The 19,669-nt window shown below is 48.7% G+C and carries 19 protein-coding genes; 6 read left to right on the top strand and 13 right to left on the bottom strand.

The genetic code is table 11. The features are described 5' to 3' along the window. On the bottom strand, positions 1 to 312 hold a 312-nt coding region (locus ACLR2L_RS10820), incomplete at its 3' end, for a SulP family inorganic anion transporter (RefSeq protein ID WP_413368144.1). A 157-nt stretch (positions 313 to 469) separates the two neighbouring features. On the opposite strand from ACLR2L_RS10820, the gene ACLR2L_RS10825 reads away from it, so the two are divergent. Together ACLR2L_RS10825 and ACLR2L_RS10830 are read left to right on the top strand one after the other, a co-directional pair. Further along, positions 470 to 793, top strand: coding sequence for a hypothetical protein (locus ACLR2L_RS10825; protein ID WP_413368146.1), 324 nt, complete (start codon positions 470 to 472; stop codon positions 791 to 793). Next, positions 790 to 1,080 (top strand): antibiotic biosynthesis monooxygenase family protein, encoded by a 291-nt coding sequence (locus tag ACLR2L_RS10830; protein WP_413368148.1) that lies wholly within the window; start codon positions 790 to 792, stop codon positions 1,078 to 1,080. Before ACLR2L_RS10825 ends, ACLR2L_RS10830 begins: the two co-directional genes overlap by 4 nt. Before the next feature lie 33 nt (positions 1,081 to 1,113). Here ACLR2L_RS10830 and ACLR2L_RS10835 read toward each other — a convergent pair whose 3' ends face one another. Further along, entirely contained in the window at positions 1,114 to 2,427 is a 1,314-nt protein-coding gene (locus tag ACLR2L_RS10835) for an aminotransferase class V-fold PLP-dependent enzyme (protein WP_413368150.1), read from the bottom strand. Between the two features lie 203 nt (positions 2,428 to 2,630). Here ACLR2L_RS10835 and ACLR2L_RS10840 point away from each other — a divergent pair, with 203 nt between their 5' ends. After that, positions 2,631 to 3,575, top strand: coding sequence for an AEC family transporter (locus ACLR2L_RS10840; protein WP_413368152.1), 945 nt, complete (start codon positions 2,631 to 2,633; stop codon positions 3,573 to 3,575). Positions 3,576 to 3,578: 3 nt separating this feature from the next. On the opposite strand, the gene ACLR2L_RS10845 is transcribed toward ACLR2L_RS10840, so the two are convergent. Both ACLR2L_RS10845 and ACLR2L_RS10850 read right to left on the bottom strand, forming a co-directional pair. After that, positions 3,579 to 3,896 carry a BolA family protein gene (locus ACLR2L_RS10845; RefSeq protein WP_413368154.1) on the bottom strand — a complete coding sequence of 106 codons (318 nt, stop codon included), beginning with the start codon at positions 3,894 to 3,896 and terminating at the stop codon, positions 3,579 to 3,581. Beyond that, the gene (locus ACLR2L_RS10850) at positions 3,887 to 4,513 is read right to left on the bottom strand and encodes an alpha-ketoglutarate-dependent dioxygenase AlkB family protein (RefSeq protein ID WP_413368156.1); all 627 of its coding nucleotides are present in this window, start codon (positions 4,511 to 4,513) and stop codon (positions 3,887 to 3,889) included. The genes ACLR2L_RS10845 and ACLR2L_RS10850 overlap by 10 nt, the downstream gene beginning before the upstream one ends. A 29-nt stretch (positions 4,514 to 4,542) precedes the next feature. Between ACLR2L_RS10850 and ACLR2L_RS10855 the strand changes: the two genes are divergently transcribed. Continuing rightward, positions 4,543 to 5,703 carry a methyltransferase gene (locus tag ACLR2L_RS10855; RefSeq protein WP_413368158.1) on the top strand — a complete coding sequence of 387 codons (1,161 nt, stop codon included), beginning with the start codon at positions 4,543 to 4,545 and terminating at the stop codon, positions 5,701 to 5,703. Between the two features lie 9 nt (positions 5,704 to 5,712). Beyond that, positions 5,713 to 6,312 carry a peptidylprolyl isomerase gene (locus ACLR2L_RS10860; protein ID WP_140958543.1) on the top strand — a complete coding sequence of 200 codons (600 nt, stop codon included), beginning with the start codon at positions 5,713 to 5,715 and terminating at the stop codon, positions 6,310 to 6,312. Here the strand turns inward: ACLR2L_RS10860 and ACLR2L_RS10865 are convergent. From ACLR2L_RS10865 to ACLR2L_RS10875, 3 genes are all read right to left on the bottom strand, one after another. Next, complete coding sequence (locus tag ACLR2L_RS10865) at positions 6,307 to 7,818, bottom strand: diguanylate cyclase domain-containing protein (RefSeq protein ID WP_413368178.1); 1,512 nt, start codon at positions 7,816 to 7,818, stop codon at positions 6,307 to 6,309. The two genes, ACLR2L_RS10860 and ACLR2L_RS10865, sit on opposite strands and share 6 nt — an antisense overlap. A gap of 166 nt (positions 7,819 to 7,984) precedes the next feature. Beyond that, positions 7,985 to 8,695 (bottom strand): SDR family oxidoreductase, encoded by a 711-nt coding sequence (locus tag ACLR2L_RS10870; RefSeq protein ID WP_413368160.1) that lies wholly within the window; start codon positions 8,693 to 8,695, stop codon positions 7,985 to 7,987. A gap of 63 nt (positions 8,696 to 8,758) precedes the next feature. Further along, positions 8,759 to 10,207 carry an alpha-amylase gene (locus tag ACLR2L_RS10875; protein ID WP_413368162.1) on the bottom strand — a complete coding sequence of 483 codons (1,449 nt, stop codon included), beginning with the start codon at positions 10,205 to 10,207 and terminating at the stop codon, positions 8,759 to 8,761. 205 nt (positions 10,208 to 10,412) lie between these two features. Here ACLR2L_RS10875 and ACLR2L_RS10880 point away from each other — a divergent pair, with 205 nt between their 5' ends. Beyond that, a complete protein-coding gene (locus tag ACLR2L_RS10880) occupies positions 10,413 to 11,234 on the top strand; it encodes a hypothetical protein (RefSeq protein WP_413368164.1) in 822 nt (273 codons plus the stop codon). Positions 11,235 to 11,281: 47 nt separating this feature from the next. Here the strand turns inward: ACLR2L_RS10880 and ACLR2L_RS10885 are convergent, their stop codons facing one another. The 6 genes from ACLR2L_RS10885 to ACLR2L_RS10910 all read right to left on the bottom strand — a co-directional run. After that, complete coding sequence (locus ACLR2L_RS10885; RefSeq protein ID WP_413368166.1) at positions 11,282 to 12,346, bottom strand: tetratricopeptide repeat protein; 1,065 nt, start codon at positions 12,344 to 12,346, stop codon at positions 11,282 to 11,284. Positions 12,347 to 12,547: 201 nt separating this feature from the next. Beyond that, the gene (locus tag ACLR2L_RS10890) at positions 12,548 to 13,087 is read right to left on the bottom strand and encodes a GNAT family N-acetyltransferase (protein ID WP_413368168.1); all 540 of its coding nucleotides are present in this window, start codon (positions 13,085 to 13,087) and stop codon (positions 12,548 to 12,550) included. Then, positions 13,071 to 13,703, bottom strand: coding sequence for a gamma-glutamylcyclotransferase (locus tag ACLR2L_RS10895; RefSeq protein ID WP_413368170.1), 633 nt, complete (start codon positions 13,701 to 13,703; stop codon positions 13,071 to 13,073). Before ACLR2L_RS10895 ends, ACLR2L_RS10890 begins: the two co-directional genes overlap by 17 nt. A gap of 11 nt (positions 13,704 to 13,714) precedes the next feature. Further along, positions 13,715 to 14,458, bottom strand: coding sequence for a 23S rRNA (guanosine(2251)-2'-O)-methyltransferase RlmB (rlmB, locus tag ACLR2L_RS10900; protein WP_413368172.1), 744 nt, complete (start codon positions 14,456 to 14,458; stop codon positions 13,715 to 13,717). After that, on the bottom strand, positions 14,458 to 16,785 hold the full coding sequence (rnr, locus tag ACLR2L_RS10905) for a ribonuclease R (protein WP_413368174.1): 2,328 nt from the start codon (positions 16,783 to 16,785) through the stop codon (positions 14,458 to 14,460). The genes rlmB and rnr overlap by 1 nt, the downstream gene beginning before the upstream one ends. 144 nt (positions 16,786 to 16,929) lie before the next feature. After that, the coding region (locus ACLR2L_RS10910) for an insulinase family protein (RefSeq protein WP_413368176.1) at positions 16,930 to 19,669 on the bottom strand (2,740 nt) is incomplete at its 5' end.

The raw sequence follows: 19,669 nt of genomic DNA on the forward strand, positions 1-19,669 counted from the left end.
TACGCCGCAGAGTATTTGCAGTAAGCCCGCGAGTATTACCGCGGCAAATAAATACTGCACACCGTGCTGGCTAACCAGCGAAACCATTACCACCGCCATGGCACCGGTTGCACCGGAAATCATACCAGGGCGACCGCCGATGGCAGACGTGATCAAACCCATCATAAAAGCGGCGTACAGGCCAATCATTGGCTCTACACCTGCCACAAAGGCAAAGGCAACGGCTTCTGGCACCAGTGCCAGCGCTACCGTTATCCCGGATAGCACATCGTTCTTGATGTTGCTGTCTTTACTGGAGATTATGTCAAACATGTTTGCTTCTTCAGTGGGTGATTAAAAAACGGTCGGCGATCCTACCACTGCCAGGCGAATTTGTCCTTTAACAGTTTGTTAATAAATGCCGCCTGAACTTGACCAGCCACCTGATATTCGATTTACTGGCAGCGAATAAACAACCTGATCGCATCTTATGGATATTAAAGAGTACATCGACCATTTCCCTGAAATCGCCCAACGCGAACGTCACGAACAGTTTAAAATACTTGAGCAAGCAAAGGCCGCAGCTTTTACGCCTTCTGCCCTGCGCAGCTATACCCTTTACAGCTGGTTAATTCCGTTGCTGTGGATTGTTGGTATTGGCGGTGTGCTTTACGTTGCGGTGGGATTTGCCAGTTGGGTGCCTGTGGTAGCCCTGATTGCGGGATTAGTTATTTCGCGCATCATGATCAACAACCGCCGGGAAGCCCTGATGCAAAGTGGATTAAAGGCCGTGTTAAAAGACGCACCACAATGATAGTTGTTATTTTTCGCGCCACCGTTAAACAGCTCGATGACGAGTATTTGCAACAAGCAGGCAAACTGCGCCAGTTGGCTTTAGACCACTACGGTTGCCTCGAATTTACCGCGCTGTGTGAAGGCGACAAAGAGATTGCGTTATCCTACTGGCCAGACGAAGACAGCGTAATACGTTGGAAAAACGATCCGCTTCACAAAGCCGCCCAGCAGCAGGGAAAACAAAACTGGTATCAGGATTATCAGGTGCAGGTGGCCAGTATAAATCGCGAGTATACCTCGAGCTAGCCACCTATCCAGTTATCATACAGAAACGTTTTATTACAATGCTTTATCGATATTAATCAACGCATTGGCGAACGTATCGATTTCCGCTAACGTAGTAAACACCTGTGGCGTAACACGAATATTACAGCCACTGGCGAGATCCTGGCGCACCACTGTAAATACGCCAAACTCGTTTTCCAGGCGTTGTTGAAGCGCCGAGACCTGCGGCTGGGTCACCTGGCCTTTAATTCTGAATCCCCCCATACCTGAACTACCGTCAACGTCGGCTGCACCCAGCACTTCAATGTTTGGCAGCGTGTTCGCTACATCAACCCAGCGGCTGCGCAAATAACGTAACCGCTCAGCTTTGTTTTCACCCCCAATGGCAAAATGAAATGCAATGGCGTGGGGCACTGCAAGAAACGCGGCGAAGTCAGACGTAGCTATATGCACTCGATTCTGTGCTGATTCATTTCCACCTGCCTCTCCCGGGAACGGTGAAACTCGCTCAAGTGTGCCTGCCTTCATGTACAAAGCACCCACGCCAACAGGCGACCCAATCCACTTGTGCAAGTTAAATACTGCCCAATCTACGCCAAGGTCGTCCATTTTAAAATTAACCAACCCCCAGGATTGCGCGCAATCGCAAATTACATCAATCCCCTTTGATTTAGCCAGCGCCGCAATTTCCTTTACGGGCAACGTTAAACCGTGTTGGTTGCTGGTATGAGTTAACAACATCAGCTTTAAATTTGGATGTTGTTGAAATGCAGCGGTATAGGCATCAATGAAATCCTGCTTGCTACCGGATGAAGGCAAGGATAGTGCGATACCTTCCACTTTGTGTTCATTGGCTAGCCATTGCATCATGTGCTGAAAACTCGGGTAATCAACATCGGCCCAAAGAACAGCGTCCTGTTTTTGCAATCCTTTATACTGAGTAATCAGATTCACAAACGATTCGGTGGCATTTCGGGTTAACGCAATTTCGTTTACTTCTGCACCTAACGCCCTGGCCACAGTTTGTTTCACCTGCTTAAAATTATCCGACCAATGTTTTCTGGCGTACCAGGCCATTTCCTGATTTATCTTCCGGGTCAATCGAATGTATTCGTCTTCGACCGGCAGTGCCATTTTCCCCCAATAGCCTTGTTCAAGGTTGATGGTATCAGTTCCCTTCAGATAATAACGCGACACTTTGTTCCAATAAGACTCATCACTTGCCACTGCTTGAGGTGATGCATTGGTGTGAAGTAAATCTACAAGTTCATTTATTGTTGAATCCTCACCGCTGGCGAATACTGAATGAGATAATCCACCAAGTGATAGCGTGGTAAATGTTTTTAAAAGTTGTCGCCGGCTCTGCATGCTTATCTCCTGAAATTGTTACTTTATAACATCAGGTATAACGCCGCTTATGTAAATATAGTCAACGACCTATCCTCGTTGAATTGCAGATATATAGGACAAATCAATAGGCTTTAGGTGATCAGGTACATCAATAACACTGATAATGTGAAAGGTTCAGTGTTAAGCTACGAAGTAACCTTTTCCGAACCACCAAACTATTCATGCAGTCCTCCACTATCGATTTTGCGATCACCGTTATCGGGCCCGTACTGGCGTTGCTGGTAATGGGTAACGTGTTAATCCGCGTCAAACTGATCAACGACGAGTTTGTTGCAACGGGATCCAAACTGGTATTTACCGTTGCCCTGCCCGCGTTGTTGTTTTTATCAATCAGTCAGGCTGATTTCAGCCATGCCGCAAATCCATTGCTTATTGGTATCGGGCTTGCCGGCACCCTGGGTTATTTCCTGGTGTTTATGGGATTAAGTCATGTGCTGGTTGCCAACCCTAATGCAAAAGGCGTGGTTACCCAAGGCGGCTTTCGAGCCAATATGGGGATCATTGGTCTGGCTTATTGCGCCAATACCTATGGCAGCGATGGACTCGCCGCGGCTTCGGTGTATCTGGGTCTGGTAACTATTCTGTTTAATGTATTGAGTGTATTTGTTTTAAACTTCTACCAGGAAGGTAAGCGCTCACTTACAAAGCAACTGTCCGGCATTGTTAAAAACCCGCTGATCATTGCTATTTGCTGTGCACTGCCGTTCTCGTATTTCAACTGGTCACTGCCGGGCATTGCCATTACCACCGGTAAATACTTCGCGCAGTTAACACTGCCACTGGCGTTACTTTGCACGGGAGCATCACTGCAATTTCGATCGTTCAGCGATGACTGGTTTAACATTTCCTTAAGCACGCTAAGTAAGTGTGTGTTGTACCCGGCTATTATGGTGGGGATTGCCTATTTTGCAGGTTTACAGGGTATGCCTTTGGGCATTGTACTGCTGATGGCGATTTCGCCTACGGCCGCCGCCAGTTACGTTATGGTACGAAGTCTGGGCGGCGACCACCGGCTGGCAGCAAGTATTATTGCAGTTACCACCCTGCTGTCGTTACCGGTGACCATTGTAGCGTTTGATCTGTTGGCGTCGCGGAACCTGCTGTAGCTGCTAGCCTGATTTACTGCCACCGCGACAGGCCGGAGAAGCAAAGGATTGCTCGCCACGGGCAGTCCATTCCTGAGGTGTGTAAGTATGTAACGCCAGCGCATGCACCGGTCCGGCTAATGCGTCAGCCAGCAAGGCATTAACTTGTCGGTGCCGGGCAATCAGGCGCTGCCCCTCAAACGCATCTGATACAATCGTTACCTTAAAATGACTTTGAGCACCGGGCGCGACATTGTGCTGATGGCTTTCGTCCTGAATATCCAGAAATACCGGCTGAAGGTGTGTATTGAGTTGCGATTCAATAAAAGCATTTACTTGCATAAGTGAGGAGCAATATAGCGAAACGTGAGGTTGATTCTACCATCAATGACTTTGCGCGTCTTGCTCAACCCATGATGATAAAAACGTTGTGTTTGACCCGCCATTACCAGCAAACTGCCATTGGCCAGTTGCATATCGGTGCGCTCACCACTGGGTAAATGTTTAAAACTGAATTTGCGTTCAGCGCCTAACGAAATGGATGCGATCACCGGTTCGGGCCCGAGCTCCGGCTCGTCGTCAGCATGCAGCCCCATGCCGTCTTGTCCGTCTCTGTACCAATTAGCCAGCACGCAGTTAAATTGTGTATCCAGCTCGCGAGTAAGCCTCTCCCTTAATGAGTCTAACAAGGGGGTGAACGGATGAGGTATCATACGCAAACCTGAGTAGGTATATTCACAATGCGCTGCACCATGCCAGCTTTGCAGGCGTGGAATCAATACCGATTTACCGTACAATTTGATAGTATCCTGCCGCCAGGGCAAGCTTTGCTGTAATTGAGCATGTAATGTTAATGCTTCTTGCTCACTCAGCCAGTCCGGCTGGTAACTCACCCGGGCATCTCTTAGCGGCAGTGCTTTGAGCCCCTGGGCGGGCGAGAGAAAAAGATCAGACTGCACAGTATTTAACACCAAGATAAAATGCGTTCATGAACACAGAGTTTACACTATTTGACCGGCAACTAACCTTGATTCGTTATCCGGCCAAACACCAACATAAAAGCCTGCAGGCCTGGGACAGTGCCGACGAGCTGCTCATCGAACACCTGTTAACCGAACAGAGTGTACCTGTAGGTCAGCCTTGGATAATCATGAATGATGATTTTGGATCACTCGGTACCTTTTTTGCTGAACAACAACCTGTTTGGGTAAGTGACTCTACCATTGCCCGTTTATCGCTGAGCGAAAACCTTCAGGCTAACGCATGTAACGCGATCTCTGCGATTGATTGCCTTACCGCACTGCCAGCCGCACCGGCTCTGGTGCTCATTAAAATCCCGCGCACGCTGGCCTTGCTGGAACACCAGCTTATTCAGCTACGCAGTGTTGTTATGCCAGACACCCGTATTATTGCGGCGGCAAAAATTAAATCGGTTACCCGGGGCGTATTGGATTTATTTGAAAAATACCTGGGCCCTACAAATACCTCACTGGCAAAGAAAAAATCGCGCCTGATATTTTGTTCACCCGATCCTGTCAGGCTCAGCAGAGAGATGGCTTCACCTTACCCCACTGTTTGGCAGTGCAAATTACCCACGGGGAACAGTGTAAGCGTTAGCAATCACGCTAATGTATTCTCGCGTCAGTCTCTCGATATTGGTGCAAGATTACTGCTTGAGCACATGTCAGTTGCCAATCATGATCACGTTGTGGATTTGGGCTGCGGCAATGGTGTGTTAGGTTTGAATGCGCTGACGCTGGCCCCCCAGAGCTCCGTAACGTTTGTAGATGAATCCTACATGGCAATTGAATCGGCCCGAGACAACGTCGCAGCGAATTTCCCCCATCAACTGGCGCAGTGCCAGTTTGTGGCAAGTAACTGCCTGGAAGCCTTGTTGAACCGTTCGGACAGACCAACGGTTACCAAAGTATTTTGCAACCCGCCATTCCACCAGCAAAATACCATTACCGATCATATTGCCTGGCAAATGTTCCATGATGCCTACGAACTGCTAAACAAAGGCGGCCATCTGATAGTGGTAGCCAACCGGCATCTAGATTATTACCCTAAACTCAAGCGCTTGTTCGGTGGTGTAACAACCCTCGCTAACGATAGAAAATTTGTTATTTACAGCGCCGCTAAACGATAAGGAATCCCTATGCTTAGAACGCTATTTTTGTGTTTTGCGTTAATTTCATTGCCAGTATTGGCCGCCAAACAGGCTGATGACGGCTCGCAAATTCAGCCCGACAACTACTACCCCAAAGTAAAACTGGAAACGTCCATGGGTAACATTGTTATTGAACTGGACCGACGCAAAGCGCCTATTACAGTGAACAATTTTCTGCGCTATGTGGATAAACGCAGTTACGAAGACACCATTTTTCACCGAGTTGTTCCCGGGTTTGTGGTACAGGGTGGGGGTTACACCGTCGATTTTGAGGAAAAGCCCTCGTTTCCTGAAATTTACAATGAATCCGGTAATGGCTTAAAAAACTCTCTCTACTCGGTAGCCATGGCGCGTCAAAACGATCCGCATACTGCTACCCGCCAGTTTTTCTTTAATCTCGATGAGAACGACAGTCTGGATCCTGGTAAAAACTGGGGCTACACCGTTTTTGGTGCAGTGGTAGAAGGGTATGAAGTGGTAGATGCCATGGGTGCAGTAAAAACGGAGTACAAGGCCCTGCTCGGCTTTGCCGATGCCCCTGTTGAACCCATTATTCTGCACAAAGTGACCTTGCTGCCTGAACTATAAACTTGTATTTGTTAACCATTCGCTGGCGAAAGTGATTCGGCTTTCGCCACTTGCCTTTGACTTATACATGGCCTTATCGGCCAGACTGACTAAATCGGCTTCATTATTTGCATCGTGCGGAAAACACGACACACCAATACTTGCTCCAATTTCAACTACTAATTCATGAATTAAATAAGGTTTGCAAATTTCTCGCAAGATTTTTTCAACCAGTGCTTTGCACTGTTCAAAGTGAGAGACATCGGTAAGCAATAATGTAAATTCATCGCCGCCTATTCGGGCAACAGTATCAGATTCTCTCACGGCATCGCGCATACGCATTGCAACACGTCCCAGTAGCACATCGCCAAATTTATGCCCGTGTTTATCATTTACCTCTTTGAACCCATTAAGATCAACAAACAACACGGCCATTTTCTCACCGCGCCTGATAGAACGCTTTAGTTCCTGCTCCAAACGATCATTAAATAAATGCCGGTTTGGCAAATTGGTCAGCTGATCATGGTAAGCCAGTTGCGTCAGCTCTTGCTTTTGCGCGACGGCTTCTGTGTCATCAATAACGGTATACACCTTAGCAGGCTTGTTATTGAGCGATACATTGCTGATTTCAATTTTACAGTGGTAGCGCTCCCCCTGCTTTTTAAGTCCAAACGGTTTACCTTCAAATTCCCCCAGTAATACCGATAACTTTTTGTTCAGTAACTCTTTCTGTGAAAAGCCACTCATTTTAGCCATTACCCTGTTAACGCGAACAATTACCCCGTTTTGGTCAACAACTACGATGCCACTGGCAATGCGATTCATAATATTGTCGATTAAATCGAGGGTATGGTGTGCTTTGCGCACTCGGAGACGATACAAAACAATTGCAACAGAAAAATTGATCAGCGCTAACAGGAAAGCCAGGCCCTGAAAGAAGCGAATTCGCTGGGCTTCAAGTTGAGTGTCATGCTCAAGTTCTATAGTAAGCCCATTCATTAGCGCCAACAGGGTGAGGTTTTTTCGCTGCGCGACATCATTTGCCTGTTGCAGTAATGCGGTGTCGAACTCCCGCCCGATTAGCTGGCGAATTTTTTGCCGCAAAGGCGCCCATTCCAACAGTGCCTGATTCATAATTGTGCGGGTTTCGTCACCGGTAAGTGGCTCGATTTGAATCATTTCCGACTCAGCAGACAACGTCCGCCCTCCGCGGTGAAATGCATCAAGGGTCAAATCAAATCGATTAAACGTATCGCGCAATTCTTCCAGATACTCGGAGTATTGCGCTTCGTCACTGACCGTTTTATCCATGAGCAGCAGTGTTTTGACCATGCGCTGACTTAACATGCGCTGGCGGCCAGACAGGTTAATATTAATTGCCTGTTGTTCGATGCGATACGACAACCACACGTTTAACGACAACGCAATAAAATCAAACAGCAGAAACAATACAATGGCCAACACGGTGAGCGCATGCCCCTCGCGCCGATTAGCGGAGAACAGAGATTGCTTGATGCCAGAAATCATGGCCACTAGTGCATCCCTCACTAGGTTGTGGAAGTAAAATCTTTTGCCAGCACTACTACTTAGCTTAATGCTGGCGTTCAGAAACCAGGGTACTTAAACTATAGCGTATATTATTTATACTGCGCTTTGGGATGCGAAATTTCAAGAAAGAATCGGTTTCTCAGGGCTAAAAACCCCACATACCAATATTATCAATTTTCAATCTGCGCGGTTGCTTAAGCAAATACACCACCATATTCGCAATATCCTCGTTCTGAATCAGTCCCGAATCAATGGCGTCCCCTGGTTGCTTACCTGATTGAATTAATGCCGGGTTCAGGGAATGAACGTGAATACCATACTCTCGAACTTCTTCCTGCAGCGCTTTACCCAAACCCACCATGGCAAACTTGGAAGCACAATACACGCCGGCTTTTGCATAGCCGTTTAAAGCAGCCTGCGAAGCAATATTCAGAATATACCCTTCGCGATTGGCAATCATGGCGGGCACGGTGTGTTTACACATCAGAAAAGTGCCTTTCACATTGGTATTCATTACCTCGTCCCAGTCAGCTTCACTGGTTTCCCACACTCGGGTTTCCTTACCGAAGCCGCTGTTATTGATTAGTACGTGAATATCACCAAAGCGATTGATTGCCTGCTCCACAAACCGGCTGGTCTGTTGAGCATCACCAACGTCGCACACTACGCCCAAAATGCGCTCGCCAAATTGGGCCGATAAATTGGCAACCGCGTCTGTGATGGTTTTTTCAGTACGGCCACAAATTGCTACCTGCATGCCTTCTCGCAGCAACGTTTCGGCAATGGTGTAACCCAGTCCCTTTCCACCGCCGGTAACAATGGCCACTTTATCGTTTAAATTATATAACTCTGACATAGCGCTATGCGTCCTGTTTGATTCTGCTTCTGTGGTGTTGAATTACGTTCTGGAATTCCATTTTTAACCACCGGGTTTGGCGTTGTGATGAATCGCTATCGCACTTTGTGCGGGCACGGCAACCTGAATTCTGCCGCGTTCATCCACCAGCACTTCCTTGCCCCGGCATTGCCCCGTTTTGGCATCCGGTTTACCGCTAAGTATGTTGCAATAACGTCCCGGCGCCATTGATGACTCAAGGGCGGTACTAAGAGTCGTATCCCCAGCATTAATGACAACAAACCCGGCGCTACCCCGCCCAAAGGCAATTTGGTTGCCGCCGTTATCCCACCAGTTGGTTACCATTTGCTGGTCAGCCGTATTGCGTCGAAAGTCTACTGCCCCCACGATAACCGGGCGCCGGTGCTCGCACTGCCATGTGTCTTCAAAGCAGGCTGGCTGGCTACTCGCGTGAACAGCTAACGAAGGCGGCCCCGCGTCGGTGTCACCTTGAAAAGCATAACTCGACATGACTTTGGGATACCCATAAGGCCAGCTGAGCATAAACACATTCGCTAAATCGTACAATGCGCCATCCACAAAGGTAATAACGTGTCCGCCACCACCATGCCCGCGCTGATTGTCGTGGTTATCAACAAAGACTACCGCGTCGCCTGATGCCAGCCAATTGTCGGTTGCCACGGCATGTCGCAATGACGCTAATGTGCCATTGCCAAATGCCTCGCCAATGGCCAGTGAATAGTGAAACTCTGTGACGGCCCCATTACCGGTGTACTCAGATGCCCGAATAGGTTCGCCACCCTGATCAATGACTTCCTGAAATACCCAGGGTGCGCCTTGAACCTGCGCCAGTATGTGTTTGATGTCGTTTGCGGCCATATGCTTGGACGCGTCGATGCGAAATCCGGCTACGCCAATGTTCACCAAATCACTTAAATAAGCCGCAATGCGCGCCTGTACATCAGGCGCTTCGGTTTTTAAGTCGGCTAACCCCACCAGCTCACATTGCTGAACATTGTTTCGGTCGCGGTAGTTGGTGATCCCGCAATCGGGGTGAAAATCACCAGGGGTATAGTCTGGAAACTGCTTTCGGGTAAATGGGGTGCCCGTTAAGCTCCTGCCACTACCTGCTGCCATGTGATTGATCACAGCATCCACGTAAATATCAACACCGGCCGCGTTACAGCGCTGTACCATATTGGTGAATTCTGCGCGATCACCACTACGGCTAATCAGTTCGTAACTCACCGGTTGGTAGCGCGTCCACCATTGGGGGCCAGCTCTATGCTCACTGGGCGGCGACACTTGCACTGCGTGGTAGCCATTGGGGCCCAAAAAGTGCTCACACTCAGTAGCAATATCGGGCCAACGCCATTCAAAAAGATGCACGAAGGTGTCGGCCTGTACGTCTGGCTTAACTTGCGCGAGAGGCTTTGCTTGCAGTACGGTTGGAAAGCAGCAGGTAAATAATAAAGCCATACAACCAAACGAACGAACAAAAGCAGTAAACATGATATGTGTTCCGAGCAAAATAACAGACGCTAACCCTAGGCTGGAAAGCCCTTTCACTCAATAAGAATACGTATGCAACATGATTGTAACAATCGGGCTCGGGCAAGCTAACACCAATACCCACTTAACGCTGACGTCTATTTGGTTTAGAGTGAGCGAACAGTTCAGCAATGAGTATTGATTTTACAGGGAATTGAATTAACTAATGATTAGATGTTTTGTATTGTGCTGTGGCCTTTTTATCGCCATTTTTGCGCACGCGGCCAAACCAGACTTTTTTACTGATGAGATGGACAGTGAATACCGCGCGCTGCTTAAACACATAGACACCCTTCTGCCCCAAACCAATTTACCGCTTGCGTACCTGCCTTCTTTTACCCCATTCAACTTATTGGAAATCCGGCCCACTAAGTTTACCCGTAACGAAGACAAACAAGCCTTTGCGAATTTCAGCTTTGGCGTATTCGGCAGCCGAATGCTAAATGTGACCCGCGAACAATTGCCTCAATTGCCTGCGCTGACTATTTGCAAAAAGCAGGATTGCACTCAAGAACGAATCGATTACATAAAACGCTTTATTGCTGATTCCGCAGACGACATTGCATTATTACGCCAAAATGCCCAGGTATTTATTGTTCAGCAAACTGCGCCAGAGGTGTTTAGGGTAAATAACACGTTTTATAGCCCCACACAGCTGATCACCTATTATCCGTCGGAGAAGGCCGGGTTTGTACCGTCGGCTAATTTTCAAATGGCTAGTCCGGATGAGGCACCGGATTTGCTGTTACTGGCCAATACCACCGTTCAGCTCAGAGAGATGATGGCCAGCCACAAGGTAGCAGCCATCGCTAAAATAAATGAGCAGAGCATAAACATTGTCTTTGGTGGCATCGCAGATAATCACTGGGGGGCTGTGCTGTTTCATTCAACGGCCATTCCCGCCTCCGGCGACTACAATCACCTGGGGCTCCAATACGATATCGTGCATAAAATCTCAGACAACAGCTTTTACTATCAAACGAATTAATACCAATTCGCATAGCAGAGTGCCCGAATAAACCGGGCTGGTTCACACTAGGCTTTCTTTTTAATCTGCTTTTTCAGATCACTGAGCAGGGAGGCGAAACGCTTGTCGTCTTCCCTTTTAATGCTGGCAAGGGTAAATTTGGCTTTTTCTATCTCGTTAATGTTGAGCTGAAGCTCTGCCAGACGCAGATAGGCCCAATTCAGCCCCGGTAGAGATGCGGTATCGATGTTGGTGGCGGTGTATTCACTGATATATTGTTCCAGCGCCGCAATGCCTGTTTGGGCATTTTCACCACTTTTTACTGCCAGTAAGCCCAACCGGTATTTGCCATACAGCAAATAACGCTTGTTCTCTTCATAAGCGTCCCATTTATCTGACGCTTTATCATCAATGGTGTTAACTTCGGCAGTTAATAGCACAGACAACACATTGAAGGCATCAGAGTAGCGCTCAGCCAGCAAATAGTGCGTTCCCAACTCTAAGCCTGCACGTATTTTTGTATCGTCCTGAGCAATTAGCGCTGTATAAATGGCGCTGGCTTTGTCTTCCTGCTTGTCCTGAAGATAATAGGTTGCTTTAGCAAACTGCCCTTCCTGAGGATCAATACTGGCAATCTTGTCGGTAAGCTTTTCCGCTTCTTTCATGTCGCCACCCGCTATCGACGGCGCCATTAAATGAAACTGCATCAGTGCCTGATATACTTCCACGTTGTCGGGTGCTAGCTCAACGGCGGTTTCCAGGCTCAGCTTCGCTTTGCTGGCATAACCCAGCGCGGAAAAAATACTGTTGGAGGCTTGCGCGCCCATTACACTGGCGTGCATGTGGTAAGCCCGGTAGTCTTTGCTATGTGCGGTAATGAACTCTTCGGCCGCGTCTTCGGCGTCATCCGGATCGGTATTCATCAGTGCGGATATGAGCAAATTATATTGCTCGACTGTTTTGCCTTTTACAGCTTCCAGTGCGGATATTACGTATTCAAAATCCCCTTGTTTTGCGTGTTCAGTCAACACTTCAATACTGGTGTTGTCAGTATTTGGCAAAGCCTGTGCACTGCAAGATAACAATGCCACGGCGGCAAACAGCAAGTGACGCGTAGTTTTAAAAACACTCATTTCAAATCCTTTTGTTCTATGCGGAATCAGTTAATCAACCGGAGGGAGTTAATCCTGTATGCACACTTCGACCAAGGATAGTTGAGAAAGTGCACTTGCCATTAAATTAAACGCGCGCAGGTTAACAAAGGCTGAGTAACACTGTTCTTCCGCTAACGTTTAACCAATTTCCAGTTTATACCGACTCACCAGACATCACAGCTATTTAGCGTAAGAAGCGCCTTGGTTATCAATGGAGATTAAAAAGAATTGATGTGCGGGCACACCGCGCTGAAAAAACTTACCCATGGACGTAAATCCGGCCTTTTCCAGCAATTGCAACGACCGCTGATTGTCACAACGGCATATAGCGCTTATCTGCCCATGCAGATTGTGTTGTTTTGCCCATTTAAGCGCCAGGGTAGCCGCTTCCAGCGCCAATCCCTGCCCCCTGCCATGAGGCAGAAACGCGTAACCTAAATCAGGGCAAGCTAAAAACGACCGCTGTAAAAAGCCGCACAGCCCCACCCGGCTATCGCCTTCAACAACATCACTTTCCACCACCCACAGGCCGTATCCCTGCTGGCTGAAGCTATTGTGCGAGGTATCGATATATTGTCTGGCCTGGTCGGGATCTTTAACGCCGCGATCGCCAATGAAATACAACCAGTCCGGATCGCTGGTAATTGCCAGTACAAAGTCTACATCGTCAGCAGTAAGCTGGCGAAATCGCAAACGCGCAGATTCAATAACCGTATTCATGCAATAGTCCATCTATGATGTTCTGGGCAGCACGGCTAACGCTAGCTGCCCTGGGATATTCTGGCGATTCACGATCGTTTATTCGGGGATGCTCCCAACAAGCAGTTAACTGAATAAACTCGCGGGCGATGGCTTCGCCCCCCAGCTCCAGACACCCCGCCAGACAGGTATCCACGTAACTCTGATAAACCGGAAAATCATTATCGGCTGGATGGATTTGCAAGGTCTCGCATATCCACACTTGTCTTTCAGATAACCAGGACACCAGCGTTTCATTTACGGTATCGTCATAAGGCAAACGAAGCTGGTCAGTGCTCACAGGGGTAAACCGGTAGTCCTGTTCGCGCTGTTGAATACTGGGATCAAGGTGAGAAGGGACTAACTGTGCATTTAACCGCGCGTTTGCACATTGATATGCGCCAACATAGGTTTGCTGTTCTGGCAACGAGCGCGTTACCCACGCCCGTTCAAACCCAAGCACACTCACTGCAATACCATGATGGGGAATGTTGGAGTGGCGGTTGCGCGAATCGGCATTCATCAGGCTACCGTACCCCAAAATGACATGAGGTTCATTAATGGCCTGCAACCAATTGGCTAACACCGCCGGCGTCATTGTTTACTCAACTAGCCAAGGGTGCGCTGTCGCACTATTTCGTACAGGCATATGCCGGTAGCCACCGACACGTTCAGACTCGACACACTGCCAGCCATGGGTAATTTAACCAGCTCATCGCAATGTTCACGGGTAAGGCGGCGCATGCCTTTGCCTTCTGCGCCCATTACCAGTGCAGTAGGACCGGTGAGTTTGCAATCGTATATCAGCTGTTCTGCTTCGCCAGCGGTACCTACAACCCACACGCCTTTTTCCTGAATGTGTTTAAGCGTACGCGACAAGTTAGTCACCTGAATAAAAGGTACAACTTCAGCGGCTCCACACGCTACTTTGCGCGCCGTAGCCGTTAAGCCGCCGGATTTATCCTTAGGCACGATAACCGCATGCGCCCCGGCAGCATCTGCAGTTCGCAAGCATGCACCTATGTTATGCGGATCGGTTACACCGTCCAAAAATAGCAGCAGCGGTGAATCGGTATTGTCCAACAGGTAATCCAGGTCACTTTCATCCAGGGTTTTCGCAGGCTTCGCCCGGGCAACAATGCCCTGATGCTGTTCACCGCTTACTTTGTCATCCAGTACCTTGCGGTTGCAAAACTGCACTGACACGCCCATTCGACGGGCTTCGTTTACAATAGATTGCAGGCGTGCGTCATCACGGCCTTTTAACACCAGAATTTCAATCAGGCGTTCGGGTTCTTTGTCGATTACTGCCTGCAGTGCATGCAGGCCATATAGCCACTCTTGTTGTGCCATTAACGTCGCTTACCTTTGTTTTTATCGGGTTTCTTCGAGCCGCGTTTTCTTGGTGACGGGGCTGATTTGGGCGCACTTCGACTACCTTTGACGTCGGTTGTTTTGCGAGGCTCCCGTTTTTTGGTTACTTTCACTTTTTTGCCTGTGGTGGCTTTTACCCATTTGCTGTCGAGGATTAGATCAATTTTACGCTCGTCCAGATTCACAGCGGCCACTTTTACCAGCAGCGGATCGCCAAGGCGGTATTGTCTAGCACCGCTGTCGCCCGCCAGGCATTGCTTCACATCATCGTAGCGATAGTAGTCGTCATCGAGCGAGGTAATATGCACCAGGCCATCGATATGGTATTCGGTGATGCGTACAAAAATACCAAAGCCCGTTACCGAACTCACTACACCTTCAAAGGTCTCGCCTACATGGTCCTGCATAAACTCGCATTTTAGCCAGTCTGCTACGTCCCGGGTAGCGTCATCGGCACGGCGCTCGGTCATTGAACACTGCTCACCGAGCTGCTCAATTTCTTCTGCACTGTAGGCTTTTGCGCCACTCACGTGCTGCCCTTTCTTCTTAAGAATCGCTTTGATGGTGCGATGCACCACTAGGTCAGGGTAACGGCGAATGGGAGAGGTGAAGTGCGCGTAAGCGTCCAGTGCCAAACCAAAGTGACCGATATTCTCACCGTCATAAATGGCTTGTTTCATAGAACGCAGCAACATGGTTTGAATCAGTTCCTGATCAGGCCGGAAGCGCGTTTTGGTAACCACATCGGTAAAGTCGGCTGGCGCTGCGCCATCGGTAATATGATGCGGAATACCAATTTCGCCCAGGTAGGCCGTAAACGCTGCCAAGCGGTCGGCATCGGGCTTATCGTGAACGCGGAACAGAGCATGGGCCTTGTTGGCTTCAATAAATTGCGCTGCACTCACGTTGGCCATGATCATGCATTCTTCAATGAGCTTATGCGCATCGTTACGCTCAATGGGCACAATGTTTTCAATTTTGCGTTGAGCATTGAATACAAACTTACTTTCCTGCGTTTCAAACTCAATGGCCCCGCGCAGGCCCCGTGCTTTTTTCAACGCGCGATATAAATTGTGTAAGTTGCGCAGGTGCGGCACAAACTCAGCATAGCGCTGATGAAGCTCTTTATCCCCTTCCAGGATATGCCACACTTTGGTGTAGGTGAAACGGGCATGCGAATTCATTACCGCTTCATAAAACTGGTATTGCTTGAGCTGCCCCTGAGGACTGATGGTCATTTCACATACCATACACAAGCGGTCAACTTCCGGGTTCAGCGAGCACAGGCCATTCGACAGAATTTCCGGCAGCATTGGCACCACCTGATCGGGGAAATACACGGAGTTACCCCGGTTTAACGCTTCGGTGTCGAGTGCTGTGCCCATGCGCACGTACTGGCTTACATCGGCGATAGCAACCCAAAGCTGCCAACCGCCGTCATCCAGTGGTTCACAAAATACCGCGTCGTCGAAGTCCCGGGCATCTTCGCCATCAATGGTCACCAAAGGTAACTGGCGTAAATCGACACGCCCAACTTTGGCTTCTTCGTCTACGGTATCGCCTAGCCCTTCAATCTGCCGTGTCACCCCTTTGGGCCACTGATGAGGAATATCGAAGGTGCGCAGGGCCATTTCGATTTCCATACCGGGCGCCATGTGCTCGCCCAGTACTTCAACGATACGGCCAACCGGGTTTACCCGTTTGCGCGGACGTTGTGTGATCTCCACTACCACAACATGCCCCTGACGGGCGCCATGGGTATGCTCAGGTGGAATAATGATCTCGTGATTAATTCGACTGTCGTCCGGGATCACAACCCCCATCCCGTGTTCGGTAAAGTAACGGCCAACAATGGGCTCTTTACGCGGTTCAATCACCTGATTGATAAAAGCTTCGCGCTTGCCTCTGCGATCGGTACCGCTTTCTCTGGCTTCCACAAAATCGTCGTGTAACAGATTTTGCATTTGCCCGGCACTGATAAACAAATCGCCAGACTTATCTTCCGGACGCAAGAAACCGTAGCCATCGCGATGGCCAATCACATGCCCGCGAAACAACTGCTCCTGCTGAAGCACGGCGTAACGCTTTTGTTTGGTAAACTGAATTTGCCCTTCGCGCTCCATGGCGCGTAATCGGCGTTGAATACCAATACGACTGTCTTCATCCAAGGCATTTACACTGTGACAAATATCCATGAATGACATGGGTTTGCCATATTTCTTCAGTGTTTCCAGCAAATATTCACGGCTGGCTACCGGATTCTCGTATTTGGATTTTTCCCGCTCAAAATGCGGATCTTTACTCATAGTCTATGGATCTTCCTTATAATCTGTTTGCAGTATAACAGCTTGCCTGCAATGCGTGTGTCCTTTTCTGTATAACGAATAAAAAGGCCCGCTGATTCAGCGGGCCTTATCGATATCAGTTAACAAAACTCACACTGAGTAGTACTACTGGGTTTTCATTTTACTGTGGAAAGTTGCCAGATCCGCAATCGGCTTCGCTCCAGCCAAACCTGCAAATGGTTTGTCGGCAAACTTCGTACCGCGCATCTGCACTGACACTCTGGCAGCGTCGTTGTTCAGCATGGTCTTCGCGTAGAAGTCTTTCAGTCCTTCAAGCGTTACGTTCTCTACGGCGGCAATGAGCTTTTCCTTGCTGTCGAAGTTGTAATTTTCCTTATACCAATCGGTGATAATAGGATTGACTTCGTCCTGTAGGTTCTTCGGCGGCTCTTTAAGCGTAACCAGCGTACTGGCTTTTAGCTGCTCGAACGTTTCTTCAGTCATGCCGTTAAGCTGCTCAAGGTACTCTTGCTTAAAGGTATCAAAGCGCGCTTGCATGGATGCTACGTCTTTTACCGGTGTTTGAATGTACATGGCAAAGCCAGTGTATTCACCAATCTGCACGGCTGTGCCACCCACGGCGTAAGCCAGCTGTTCTTCGGTACGCAGCTTATCAAATGCCGCTGTGCGGAAGTGTCCGCGCAGCACCGCGGCCTGAGCCTGAGCGTCAAAACCGGCTTGCGGGTGCACCGCAACATCAACAATCGCCACATCGGCTACGTCCAAATCCTGTTGCCACAACAGTTTTTCACCCGCCTGTGGTAGCCAGAAGTCTCGGTAATCATAAGCAATGATTTTACGGTCTTGTGGCAGTGCTGCAGTGATTTGCGCAACGGCATTGTTCAGGTCGTTGCTGTCGTAGTTACCAAACGCAAATACGCGTAACTGATGCTCGCCCAGTAAGGCAGGCATGAAGTCGGTCAAATCCGATGGTTTCAAGGCTTGTGCCGTTGCAATTAACGCCTCAGTGTTAAAGTTACCTTTGCGAACCAAACGGCTATACGCATCAAAAGCCTGATAAAACGGGAACTGCTTGCCTTCGTTTTGCAGGCCGCGAACGAAGCGGTCTACCGCCTGAGCAAAGTTTTGTTCGTTCACATCAACCACCAATGCTTCCAGTGCTTGCTTGAGTAATTGAGGCTGTTTATCGGTAAAGCCTGAAAGAGATAAACGCAACCCATTGCCATCCTGAAGCTTAACACCCATCCCGGCAATGTTGGCTTCTGTCATGAGTGCACTTTGTTGCAAGGCATATAAATCCTTCCAAAGCGTCGTAAGTACATTGGCTTTAATGTCGGTTTCTGCTTTGCCATTGTTAATATAAATCTCCAGCTCGCCACGCGGCTGGTCGGCAAACGCGTTGCTTGGGTAATGCCATACCTTAATGCCATCCTTGTCTACTACCAACTCTGGCTTGGCTTTGCTTGCTGTGGTTTTAATGTCAAAGTTTTCAGGTAACAGGTTATTTACTGCTGGTAACTGCAAAGGAATTTGCGGCGCTTGTTGCCAACTGGCCACTTCTTCATCGCTGATGTCGGCCACCATGTATTTGCCATCGTAGAAGTGCAATTGACTGTCTGACGGCTCGCCTTTGCTGATATACCAAATTCGCAAATGTTCAGGCGTTAATTGCGCCAGTACATCGTTAATCGATTTTGCATCGAACGCTTCGTAATAAAACGGTGACGATACGGCATATTTGGCCGGCACATTTTGCATAGCCGCTGCCAAATTAGTGACGTAACCAAATTCGTCGGCTTTTTCCAGGAAGCGGAACTGGTTATTCAGGCTGGTTTTAATTTCGCTGAAGTATTTTTCGTCCACCCCTTTTTCGCGGATCAGGTCGATGTACTGCATTACCACAGCCACAATAGCTTCACGGTTTTGCATACCAGCATCGGTTAAATCAATATCAATGCTGAATGAACCATAGTTGCCGTACATATCAGGTGAGGCACTGGCCATCAGATTCGAAATAAGTCCCATGGCTTTGAGCTGGTAAGCCGGTGTGCCAGGCATTTCTGAACCAATCAGGTAGGTAAGGTATTTGTTTGGTTTAGAGGCGTACTGATCGCTGTTATTGGTGATCGTAAAATCAATCTTCAGCTGTTTAACATCTTCGTTAGGTACATAGTGAATGCGTTTACCACCCACTTTGTCGAAGTCCAGGGTTTGGGTAACCTCCGGATCAGCAATTTCCTTGTTTTTAATATCGCCAAAGTACTGGGTTGCCAACGCTTTCATTTCGCTAAGTGGGCGGTTGCTGATCATCGCCACTTTCATGATATTGGCCGAATAGTACTGGTCGTAAAACTTCACGGTTTCAGCGTGCAGCTTGCTATCTTCTTTGTCGCCCAGGGTTTCCAGGTTACCGATTAAGAAACGGTTTGCAGGGTGGTCGCCCATCAGACTGCGAGCCAGTTTAAACTGACCAAAAAAGTCCATTTCACGGCGCATCGACCATTCGGCGTTTACGGCGTTTTTCTCTTTCTCTGTGTATTCTGGGTAAAGCTTGGGCGCTTTAAAAAAGTCGGAAAAACGGTCGAGTGCTTCAGGGTAACCTTCGTTATTTACCTTGAACATGTAATTGGTGATGTCCAGCCAGGTATAAGCATTATGCTGTCCGCCATTGGCCGTCATAAAGTCAGTGTAACCCTTGGTATCCGGGAAGCGCTCGGTGCCCAGGAACAACATGTGCTCAAGGTAATGCGCCATCCCTTGTTGCGACATCGGATCGTGCAACAAGCCAACGCTTACGCTGAGTGCGGCAGCGGATTTTTCTGCGGCGGGATCGGATACCAGCATCACTTCCACCTGGTTAGGCAGGGTAAATGTATCGTACTGA

The sequence above is a fragment of the Alteromonas sp. AMM-1 genome (assembly GCF_047290655.1).
In the GTDB taxonomy this organism is placed as follows: Bacteria; Pseudomonadota; Gammaproteobacteria; order Enterobacterales; family Alteromonadaceae; genus Alteromonas; species Alteromonas mangrovi.